The organism is Micromonospora tarensis (assembly GCF_016803395.1).
Taxonomy (GTDB): domain Bacteria; phylum Actinomycetota; class Actinomycetes; order Mycobacteriales; family Micromonosporaceae; genus Micromonospora; species Micromonospora tarensis.
Genome location: NZ_JAEVHL010000224.1, coordinates 1 through 10,714, shown reverse-complemented (window position 1 = coordinate 10,714; position 10,714 = coordinate 1). Strand labels below are relative to the sequence as shown.

General features: G+C 69.0%; 8 protein-coding genes and 1 pseudogene. 3 read left to right on the top strand and 6 right to left on the bottom strand.

The features are described from left to right. The 5 genes and pseudogenes from JM949_RS28745 to JM949_RS28725 all read right to left on the bottom strand — a co-directional run. Nucleotides 1-197, bottom strand: a pseudogene (locus JM949_RS28745) (acetyltransferase); the annotation flags it as partial. Between the two features lie 158 nt (nucleotides 198-355). Further along, nucleotides 356-580: a hypothetical protein gene (locus tag JM949_RS28740; protein WP_203151308.1), complete on the bottom strand. Its 225-nt coding sequence runs from the start codon at nucleotides 578-580 to the stop codon at nucleotides 356-358. After that, on the bottom strand, nucleotides 568-975 hold the full coding sequence (locus JM949_RS38680) for a low temperature requirement protein A (protein WP_203151307.1): 408 nt from the start codon (nucleotides 973-975) through the stop codon (nucleotides 568-570). Before JM949_RS38680 ends, JM949_RS28740 begins: the two co-directional genes overlap by 13 nt. After that, complete coding sequence (locus tag JM949_RS38675) at nucleotides 894-1,550, bottom strand: low temperature requirement protein A (RefSeq protein ID WP_203151306.1); 657 nt, start codon at nucleotides 1,548-1,550, stop codon at nucleotides 894-896. The genes JM949_RS38680 and JM949_RS38675 overlap by 82 nt, the downstream gene beginning before the upstream one ends. Before the next feature lie 31 nt (nucleotides 1,551-1,581). Further along, nucleotides 1,582-3,123 (bottom strand): flavin-containing monooxygenase, encoded by a 1,542-nt coding sequence (locus JM949_RS28725; RefSeq protein WP_203151305.1) that lies wholly within the window; start codon nucleotides 3,121-3,123, stop codon nucleotides 1,582-1,584. Between the two features lie 210 nt (nucleotides 3,124-3,333). On the opposite strand from JM949_RS28725, the gene JM949_RS28720 reads away from it, so the two are divergent. Further along, nucleotides 3,334-4,296 (top strand): AraC family transcriptional regulator, encoded by a 963-nt coding sequence (locus JM949_RS28720; protein WP_203151304.1) that lies wholly within the window; start codon nucleotides 3,334-3,336, stop codon nucleotides 4,294-4,296. Nucleotides 4,297-4,394: 98 nt separating this feature from the next. Here JM949_RS28720 and JM949_RS37880 read toward each other — a convergent pair whose 3' ends face one another. After that, complete coding sequence (locus JM949_RS37880) at nucleotides 4,395-6,374, bottom strand: pectate lyase family protein (RefSeq protein ID WP_238434061.1); 1,980 nt, start codon at nucleotides 6,372-6,374, stop codon at nucleotides 4,395-4,397. A 932-nt stretch (nucleotides 6,375-7,306) separates the two neighbouring features. On the opposite strand from JM949_RS37880, the gene JM949_RS28705 reads away from it, so the two are divergent. Together JM949_RS28705 and JM949_RS28700 are read left to right on the top strand one after the other, a co-directional pair. After that, entirely contained in the window at nucleotides 7,307-8,923 is a 1,617-nt protein-coding gene (locus JM949_RS28705; protein ID WP_203151303.1) for a pectate lyase family protein, read from the top strand. A 295-nt stretch (nucleotides 8,924-9,218) separates the two neighbouring features. After that, nucleotides 9,219-10,714: pectate lyase family protein (locus tag JM949_RS28700; protein ID WP_238434060.1), on the top strand; the 1,496-nt coding region annotated here is incomplete at its 3' end.

The window sequence follows — 10,714 nt, the reverse complement described above, 5'->3', positions numbered from 1 at the left end:
GCCCGGCGGGCGCAGCCAGGCGGCCCGGCCGACCTCCCGGCCGGCGCGCAGCGCGACCAGGTGGTCTCGGGCCGGTACCCGCCGCCGGCGAGCCCGTCGGCGTACCCGACCTGACGCAGTTGGGGCAGTGGGTCGGGCATCGACTCGAACACGTGTTCCTCGCCCGCGACGAGCGGACGGATGAGCAGATCAGTCATGGCGTGGTCCTCCGGGTGACGAGCGCCCCGGGTCAGATCCGCGCGGACGCCGGAGCGCGGAGGGGGCGCAGAACATCGGACATTGTTCTGACCTCCTCCCGGCTCGACGGCGTGCCCGACGACCATACGCGTGTCGGCCGGTGGCCCGCAATGGACTGTCACAGCGTCGGGTTGGTCTCCGACCCACGCCGGTGGGAGCGCTGGTCGAGGGCGGTGATGCCGGCCAGGATCACCGCCGCGACGGCCGCCACGGCGACCGGCGGGAGCAGCACCATCACCGGGGCTACCACGACGAGCGCGACCGTGCCGAGGTACAGCGCCCGACAGCGCGGCGCGGTGCGGCTCTCCTCCTCCAGATAGCTCCGCCCGATCAGGAACAGCACCGGGCCGCCGAAGACGATGGCGACCAGGGCCCAGTCGATCGGCGGTCCGGGTCCTCGATGATCTGCCCGAAGCCGACTGCGGTGCAGATGATGCCACCGACGATGAGCAGCAGGCTGTAGCTCGCCCACCGGGACAGACAGATTCCCTCCCCGCCCGGGGTCGAGGCGGGCCCGGACCCGACGTGGTAGAAGTAGATCCGCCAGAACGAGACGACCGCCACGAACGAGGCGACGAGGGTGATGGTCCCCTCGGTCGAGAAGCCGGGGAAGCTGACCGCGGCACCGGCCTCGAGCACCACCTCGGCGAGCGCGATCATGAAGAACTGGTTGTACCGCTCGGCGAGGTGCGCCTGCGAGACGCTGACCCCCAGGTTGTTGAGCTGCCGCCCGCCCACCCGGGGCAGGGGGTAGGTGATGGCGGCGCGACCATCTCGATGGCGAGCGCCAGGGTCCAGAAGACGCCTCGACCGAGGCCACCGCTGATGCCGCCACTGATCCAGAGCACGCCGGACGCCAGGTGCCAGGTCAGCACCCGGATCGAGAACGCGTACACCGGGTGGCCGCGCAGGGCGAACGCCAGGAAGAGTGGTCGGCCGACCTGGATGATCACGTAGGTGCAGGAGAAGATGACGCCGCGTTGGCCGAATGCCTGCGGCAACGAGACCGCCAGCACCAGGGTGCCGAACATCGTCGCCAGCAGGACGGCCTGGAGATCAGGGCGCCGGGGGTCGTAGGTGCTGGCCAGCAGCGCGTTGAGTGACCAGATCATCCACATCGCGGTGAAGAAGAGGACCGTCTGGCCCGCCTCGGACAGCAACGTGTGCCGGACGATGGTCAGGTCGTCCGCGACCCGCCCGGCGAGGCGGGCGAGCGCGAAGACGTAGACGATGTCGAACAGCAGCTCGAGGACGGTCGCCGAGTTCGGGCTCCGGCTGTCCCCGAGCCCCCGGAGCGCGGTGCGCGTCAGCACGGAGCCTCCTCGCCGACCGGCCCACCTGTCGTTATCTGCGTACTTTATCCATATTCATGTCGCCTGTGGCGTCGATGGCGGATAACCGCTCGGTGGTACGCCGGATCATGCGTGCCGTCACCTCACGGTAGGAGCGTGGGTCGACGGGAAACAGCCACTGCCGGGCCCGGGTCAGCGGACCAAGGTTGAGCCCGAGTTCGTCGAGCACCTCGTCGATGTTGTGCATCGAGAACGGGATGATGTTCGTGCCGCGGGCGTGCCGCCCGTTGGTGCGCGCCGTCATCCAGGCCAGCCGGGCCCGCACCTCCGCACGCATCCGTTCCTCGGTCGGCAGGGTGATCCCCCCGCGCAGGTACGCGGCCGTCCAGACCGCCGCCATCTCCGCGCTGAGCGGGCTGAAGAACGACGAGTTGTAACCGGCGAAGGTCAGCTGCGGCACGCCGATCGGCAGGATCTGGCGGTAGAGCAGGAAGTTGCCCGCCTCGTCCTGGAGTCGGGCCAGCACCGCGTCGGCGAGGAACGGCACCTGCTGGCGGAAGCCGGTGCCGCAGATCACCAGGTCGGCGGCGAGCACCGTGCCGTCGGCCAGCCGAGCGGCGGGCCGGTCGCCGTCGATGAGCAACTCGGTGATCACCTGGTCCCGGTGCACGGTGATCCGGCCGTCGCCGACGCGCTCGAAGAACCCCTCGGTGACGAGGCTGACCGTGCTGCGGGCGATGTCCTCGAAGCTGCCGTTCGGCACCAGACCCAGCTCGCGCAGCTTGAGCTGCCGGGTGGCGACCGCGCCGACACTGTCGACCAGGTTCCGGCGCAGACCGTTGCCGGGGCCGTGCAGGAACCGCTCGAAGCCCCTCAGGTTGAGGTAGCGGAACAGCGCCTCACCCATCCGGGTGAGCAGCAGGTACTTGTAGTTCAGCGCCCCGCCGAGCTTCCTGGGCATCTTCCAGAGCAGTTCGCGCGCCACCACGTGGGTCTGGGCGGCGACCTCGCTCACCGGGACCGCCACGTCGCACGACGACTTGCCGTACCCGACGACGAGCACGTTCCGGCCGCGAGCCGCCTCGATGTCGTGGAACTCCCCCGCCGCCAGCACCCGCCCCCCGGCGGCGGCGAAGGTGGCGTGCCCGTCGAAGGTGGGCACGAGTGGTTCGGAGAAGATGCCGTTGGCGACGACCAGGTGGTCGTACCGTTCCATCGTCACCGGGTCCGGGGCGTCCGCCGGCCGCGACGAGATCAACCACCCGGTCTCGTCGTTGACGAGTTCGGCGGAGACCACCTCCGTGGCCAGGCGCAGCACGCTGGCCAGCGCGAACTTCTCCACGTAGCTTTCCAGGTACCGCTGGACCTGCTCGCCCGACGGCCACTGTGGATAGTCCGCGGGCATCGGCAGGTCGGACAGGTGATAGGTGCCCTTGTCGTTCTGGGTGTGCAGGCCGGGATAGCGCCGGGTGCTACTCCACACCCCACCGACGTCCGGCGCCTTCTCGAAGACGGTGACGTCGAACCCACTCTGCCGCAGCACCTTGGCTGCGCTCAGGCCGGCGAATCCAGCGCCGACGACGGCAATCCTCATGGTCTCCTCCGAACGGGTGAACCGCCGCCGAGCAGCGCGCCAGCGGTGCTCGCACGCTAACCAGCGGGCCGCGACTGTCGCTATCCGCTCCGCGCAGCCGGTATCCGCCGGACGCGGCCGGAGGTGTTCTGCTGTCGGGTCGACGGCTTTGGAGTCGGGTCGGCCCGGTCACGCCTTAGGGTCGGCGCATCAGGCGCCCGGAGGTGTCGGATGGCTGCGGTGACGATCCGGACGGACGACGTCGACCGGGCTCGGGCCGAGGTGGGCAGGGTCTTCTGCCCGCACCGGCTCACCCCGGAGGCGGGCGTGCGCAACGTCCGGCTGCGGATGGCGGCCCGCCGGGCCGGCGGGGTGGGGGTCATCGACCTCGACTACGGGCAGGCGGTGCGCATCCAACCGCCCGCGCTGGAGACCTTCTACCTCGTCCAGATTCCCCGCGCCGGCAGCACGCTGCTGCGCCACGCCGGTCACACGGTGACCTCGACGCCCGACCTCGCCTCGGTGCTGTCCCCGTACGACCCCTCGGACATGCGGTGGTCCGAGGGATCACCGCATCGGATCTTCTACGCCGACCGGCGGGCCGTCGACCGGGAACTGGCCCGGCTGCTGGGCCGCCCGGTGGACGAACCGGTCCGCTTCGACCCCGGCATGGTCATGACCACCTCGACGGCGCGGGCCTGGGCGCGCGGGGTGGCGTTCCTCGCCGACGAGCTGTCCCAGCCGGCGGACGGGTCCCTGTTCGACCATCCGCAGGTCGCCGCCCGGTTCGAACAGGGGCTGATCGGCCAACTGCTGCTCGCCCACCGGCACAGCCACTCCGACCTGCTCATCGAGCCGGGCCAGCAGGCCAACCCCGGACGCCTGGTCCGCCGGGCCTGCGCCCTCATCGCCGACCACCACAGTGAGGCACTGGCCGTCGGCGACATCGCGGAGGCGCTGCGGGTGAGCGTCCGCACGTTGCAGGACTGCTTCCGCCGCGAGTTGCACACCACGCCGACGGCGTACCTGCGTGCCTGCCGCCTCGACGCGGCCCACCGCACGCTCCGCTCCGCCGAGCCGGGAACGTCGGTGACCACTGTCGCGCTCCAGCACGGCTTCGTGCACCTCGGTCGGTTCGCGACCGAGTATCGGAGCCGGTTCGGTGAGGCGCCGTCGGCGACCCTGCGCCGCTGAGCGGGCCGATCCGGAGACGGACGTCACCGGGACCACACCCCTGTCGCACCGTCCCGGCGGTGATCTGCCACCAGCCGGGACGGTACGACGCTGAGGCGTCAGGTCAGCCGACCCACCCCGGCGCCTGCGGTCACCAGCGCCGGCACGTTCGTCGCGGAGTCGAGCTGGTACGGGTAGTAGGTACGCGGCTCGACGACAGTGCCGCTGGTCTCGGGCTGACCGGAGTTGACGAAGACGTTGCCACGCTGCACCGCCCGGCCTGGGCCGCTGTCGGCGTACCCACTCGCGGAGTGCAGCGGGAACGGGACGTCCCGAAAGTAGTTGCCCTCGACCAGGACGCCGGCGTTCTCCGTCGACGCGACGCCGTAGAGAGCGTTGCCGAGGAAGTAGTTGTTGTAGACGTGCACCGGCTCGCCGAACCGGACGCGCGGGTGGCGTTGGCGGCTGTGGTCGAAGAAGTTGTGGTGGATGCTCACCTTCAGGTGGCCGGTGTCGGTGGATGCCGCTCCGTCGGAGTGCCCGATCAGCATGCTCTTGTCCGCATGGTCGAAGTGATTCCAGGAGACGGTCACGTAGTCGGCGCCCCGCACGATGTCGACCGAGCCGTCGACCGCTCCGGCGAAGCGGTTGTGGTCGATCCAGATGTGGTGCGAATTCTGTCCTACGTTGATCGCGTCGTCCTCGGCCGCAGTGAAGTTGATGTTGCGGACGATCACGTTGTACGACCGGTAGAAGTCCAGGCCACCGCCGGTGATCTCGGCGCTTCCGATGCCGATGATGGTCTTGTTCGGCCGTACCCCCTGCTTGCTGCTGATCCGGATCACGCCACTGACCTGGATGACCATCGGTCCGATGGTGTCGATGTAGTCGAGGAAGTCCGCGGCGTTGGTCGCCGTGACCACCGGCCCACCGGCGCCGCCGGTCGTGCCGTTCTGGCCGAGCACGGCGACGCTGGCGAACCCATCCGGCTGACTGGCCGGTGCCGCGTTCGGCGAGCCGGCGAGCGTCGACGCCACCTTGCCCACTCCGGCGCCGGCCGGAACCGCGGTCGGCACGTCGGCGGCCGGCGTGAGCTGGTAGGGGTAGTACCCGCGCGGATCGGGGACGGTGCCGCGGGTTTCGATCGGATGGTTGCAGGCTACGAGGATGTTGCCCCGCGCCACGATGCGGCCCAGGTCGCCGCTGAAGTCCACCCGTCCGGGATTGTTGACGGAGTAGAAATAATTGTTCTCCATCAGCACGGCCGCGTCGTAGGTGGAGGCCACGCCGTAGCTGTTGTCGTAGTAGTAGTTGTTGTAAACGTGCGCCAGCGCGGAGAACCGGACCCGGGGGTTGCGCTGGTCGGAGCGGTCGAAGAAATTGTGGTGATAGGTGACCCGCAGCCGGCCGATGTCCTGCGGCCCGGCATCTTCGTCATGACCCAACAACAGGGTCTTGTCGTGGTCATGGAAGTGGTTCCAGGAGACGGTGACGAAATCGGATCCCCGCTTGATGTCCACCGCGCCGTCATCGCCGTTGGAGAACTCGTTGTGGTCGATCCAGACATGATGGGAGAACATCTGCACGTTGATCAGGTCGTCGCTGGCGCCCGTCAGATGCAGGTTGCGAATGATGATGTTGTGAACGGCGTTCGTCGGGGGTGCGGTGACGTCGTCGTCGACCGGCACACCGATGTTCAGGCCGCCGCCGGAGAGCGTGGCGTCGGCGCCGAGCCCGATGATGGTCTTGTCGGAGGCGACGTTGTGCATTCCGTCGCTGCTGCCGGCGGGCAGGTTGATCGTGCCGGCGACCTGGATGACGTAGGGCCCGGGCCGGGCGATGTGATCCAGGAACTGCGCGGTGGTGGTGACCGTGACGGTGGGTCCTCCCGCACCACCGGTGGTCCCGTTCTGGCCGAGCGCGGCCACGCTGGCGAACCCGTCGGCAGGACCGGCGACGGCGGTGGTGACGGGGTTCGGCCGCACGGCGACGGGGGCGGCTTTGGCCAGCGCGGGTGGGGTGAGTAGAACGGCGGCGAGGCCGACGGCGGCGGCTGACCACCAGCGCGGCCGGGCGGAGCGGGGTCGAATGGGGTCCATCTGACTGCTGCCTTTCGCAGGGCGGACGGCGGACGGCGGACCGGGCGGGCGATCCGACGGGCCGCCTCGGCGGACCGGGCCCGATTCGGAGGCACACCAGGGCGTGGGCGCGGCGGGGGCACGGACCAACGCCGGATCGCAGCCGATCCGGGGCGGTGGAAGGTGGGCTTGGAAAGCGCTTTCCGGGCCTCATGCTAGGCACCCTGATTCATCCATGTCAATCACTGTGACGGCGTTTGCTGCAAACGGTTGCCGCAAAAGATCATGGTCCAAGCTATTGATCTCCTCGGCATCGCGCACGATCACACGGAGTCGCCACCCATCAATTCGGATAAATGCCGCAGGTTGCCCACGGGCATTGACGTTGATCTAGCTTCTATGGTCTCGTCGCTGCAAACCTTTGCAGTCTCCCGGAGGTGAATATCGATGTCATTCAGCTTCGGGCGGTGGCACGACGACGGGCGGTCGCACACACCGGATCTCCCCAGGAGCCGCCGTGGCGACGGCGACAGCCGCCGCGAATGCGAGGAGGGCTGACCGCAGACAACCGGCCGTAACGGTCGGCAGGAATGACAGCGAACGCACGACAGCTCGGCCGTCGCCGGCCGAGCATCACGCATTGCCAAAATTGTCTGCAACATAACTGCACACGTCATTTATTGACTCTCAACACCGCATTTGCCTACCGTCGATGCACAGCGTGTTTCACATCAGTTACGGCAGCCGGCACTCTGGTCGATCCCGGCGGACGCCTAGCAATGAACAGGTTCACCACGACCGCGATGCGTCGCCCAGTGATTACCCGACGCCGATCGCCGGAACACCCCCGCGCCCTCACCCAACCGCTTTTCCGTGCCCGTTCGCCTCCGGCCACCATCCCGGCCAGGGCGACTCCCCTCCGGGCCGAGCGGCCACCACCAAGGAGGTCCACAATGGATTCGACGCACACCCGCGGCCAACCGGGTCTGCGGCTGACCGCCGCGGCCTTGAGCGTCGGCGCGCTCGCCGCTGCGGCGGTGCTCATCGCCAGCCCGCCCGCGTTCGCCGACGCGCTGTTCAGCGACGACTTCTCCGACGGCGACTCGTCCGGCTGGTCGCGGTCCGGGGGCAGCTGGTCCGTCGTGACCGACGGCTCTCTGGCCTTTCGTCAGTCCGGCACCAGCAGCGACGCCCGGGCGTTGACCTCCGCCCCGGGCTGGACGGACTACGGCGTGCAGGCCCGGGTGCGGCCAACCGGGTTCGGCGGCACGAACCGACACGTCGGGGTGATCGCCCGAGCGCAGAGCAGCAGCAGCTACTACGCGCTGGCGGTCACCGCCAGCGGCGGCGTACAGCTGCTCAGGCGGGCTGGCGGTGAGCCCGTGGCGCTGGCCTCCGCCGCCGGGGGCGTAGCGACCGGCACGTGGGCCACCCTCCGCCTGGAGGCTGTCGGTTCCGCGCTACGCGGCTACGTCAACGGCACGTTGGTCGCCGAGGCGACCGATTCGACGTTCGCCGCCGGCCGTGCCGGGCTCGCCACGTCGTATGCCAGCGCCTCCTTCGACGACGTCACCGTGGACACGGACACCGGGGGCCCCGGGGAACCACCGGGCGAGCCGACGCTGCCGCCGGCCGAGCCGCCGCTGGATCCGGGCGCGCCGCCGATCGGCTTCGCGTCGGTGAACGCGCTCGGCCAGAACGGCACGACCGGCGGCGCGGGCGGTCCCACTGTCACCGTCGACACCGCCGCCGAGTTCCTCGCCGCGATCGGCACCGCCGGCGCGTTGAACATCAGGGTCAGCGGAGTGATCGCGCTACCCGGCCCGATGCACGACGTGAACTCGGACAAGACGATCGTCGGCGTGGGCGCCAACTCGGGCATCACCGGCGGGGGCCTGAACATCGGCCTGCCGGTGAGCACCGCGACCAGCCCGCCGGCCAACGCGGTGCACAACGTGATTGTCCGCAACCTGAACTTCCGCAACACAGTGGACGACGCGATCAACGTGCAGATGTTCTCGCACCACATCTGGCTCGACCACAACGACCTGGCGTACGGCTACGACGGGCTGATCGACATCAAACGCGGCGCCAGTTACATCACGGTTTCCTGGAACCACACCCATCACCACACCAAGAACATGCTGCTCGGGCACGACGACAGCAACGCCGCTCAGGACACCAGTTACCTCAAGGTGACGTACCACCACAACTGGTTCGACCGGACCCCGCAGCGCAACCCCCGGGTCCGCTTCGGCGAGCCGGTGCACATCTTCAACAACTACTTCGTCTACAACACCGACGTCGGGGTCGCCTGCCAACTCAACTCCGGTTGCGTGGTCGAGGGCAACTACTTCGAGGACGTCGAGGTGCCCTGGTCGATCAGTTACGCCGGGTCCAAGGGGCGGCTAATCGCCCGGAACAACGTGCTCGCCGGAACCAGCGAGCCGGGTGACGCGGGTGGTTCCGTGCAGGAGCCCAGCACCTACTATCCGTACACCGCCACCGACCCCAGCGCCATCAAGTCGGTCGTCACGGCCGGCTCCGGCACCGGGAAGCTCGGCTACTAGGAGCTGCGGTGGGGGGCCAGAGCGCCCGGTCGGCCCCCCACCGCCCCAAACCATCGGGGATCCGACCGACCAAATACATCGATGTCGGTCGATGCGGAAAGGCCCGCCCCCGGGCAACCCACCACCAAGGAGGTTCCGTGCAAACCATCGACACCTGGCGAAGGCATCGCCAAGGTCTCCTGATCGCGATCGGGGCCGCGTTCGCCGCGGTCGCGCTCGTCCTCGGCATGAGCGCCACCGGCGCGTACGCCGACACCCTCTTCACCGACGACTTCGAGGACGGCAACTCCACCGGATGGACCGCCTCCGGTGGCAGTTGGTCGTCGCCACCGACGGCTCCCGGGTCTACCGGCAGTCCGGCACCAGCAGCGACGCCCGCTCGTTGGCCGGTACCGCGAGCTGGACCGACTACTCGGTCCAGGCCAGCGTCAAGCCCACCGCGTTCAACGGCTCCAACCGCTTCGTCGCGCTGCTGGCTCGGGCGCAGAGCAGCACCAGCTACTACTACCTCGCACTGCGCAGCAACAACACCGTCGAACTCAAGCGGCTGAGCGGCGGCTCCAGCACCACGCTGGACAGCGCCGCCACCACGGTGACCGTCGGTACGGCGTACACCCTGCGGATCGACGTCGCCGGCAGCTCGCTCAAGGGCTACGTCAACGGCACGCTGTTGACCGAGGCCACGGACAGCCAGTACGCCAGCGGTCGGATCGGCGTGGCCACGTTCAACGCCAGCGCGAACGTCGACAACGTCCAGGTCACCAGCGCCGCGCCCGGGCCGGACCCGACCGACCCGACGCCGGACCCGCCCGGCGACCCGGGCCCCAACGTGGCCGACGGCTGGGCCTCGGTCGACGCCTGGGGTCAGAACGGCACCACCGGTGGCGCAGGCGGCCCGACCGTCACGGTGACCACCGCTGCGCAGTTCGTCGCCGAGGCCGCATCGACTGGCCCGAAGATCATTCAGGTCAGCGGGCTGATCGCGCTGCCCGGCCCGATGCACGACGTCAGCTCGGACAAGACGATCGTCGGGCTCGGCGCCAACTCGGGCTTCACCGGCGGCGGTCTCAACATCGGCCTGCCGATCGACAACGCGGTCACCAGCCCACCCGCGAACGCGGTGCACAACGTCATCCTGCGCAACCTCAACTTCCGCAACTGGGCTGACGACGCGATGAACGTGCAGATGTTCTCCCACCACATCTGGATCGACCACAACACCTGGACGACCGGCTCGGACGGTGGTCTCGACATCAAGCGCGGCTCGTCGTACGTGACGGTGTCCTACAACCACGCCGATGGCACTAACAAGAACATGCTGCTCGGTCACGACGACGGCAACGCGGCGCAGGACACCGGGCGGCTGAAGGTCTCCTACCACCACAACTTCTTCGACGAGACCCGTCAGCGCAACCCCCGGGTGCGCTTCGGGGACCAGGTGCACGTCTACAGCAACTACTACCTCAACACCGGCGACTACGGCGTCGCCGCCACGGAGAACTCGGGCGTGATCGTCGAGGGCAACTACTTCGAGAACGTCGACGACCCGTACCACCTGGCCGAGGCCGACTCCGGCCCTGGTCGGCTCGTCGCCCGCAACAACTGCCTCATCAACTCGGGCACGGGTGAGACCGGCGGCAGCGTGAGCAACCCGCCGTACCCGTACACCATCACGACCGCCTGCGACATCAAGGCCGTCGTGACCGCGCAGGCCGGGGTCGGCAAGGTCGGCCTGCCGGGCGGCCGACCAGCCCGCCCCCGACGACCCCTCCCCGACCCACCCCGCCCGCC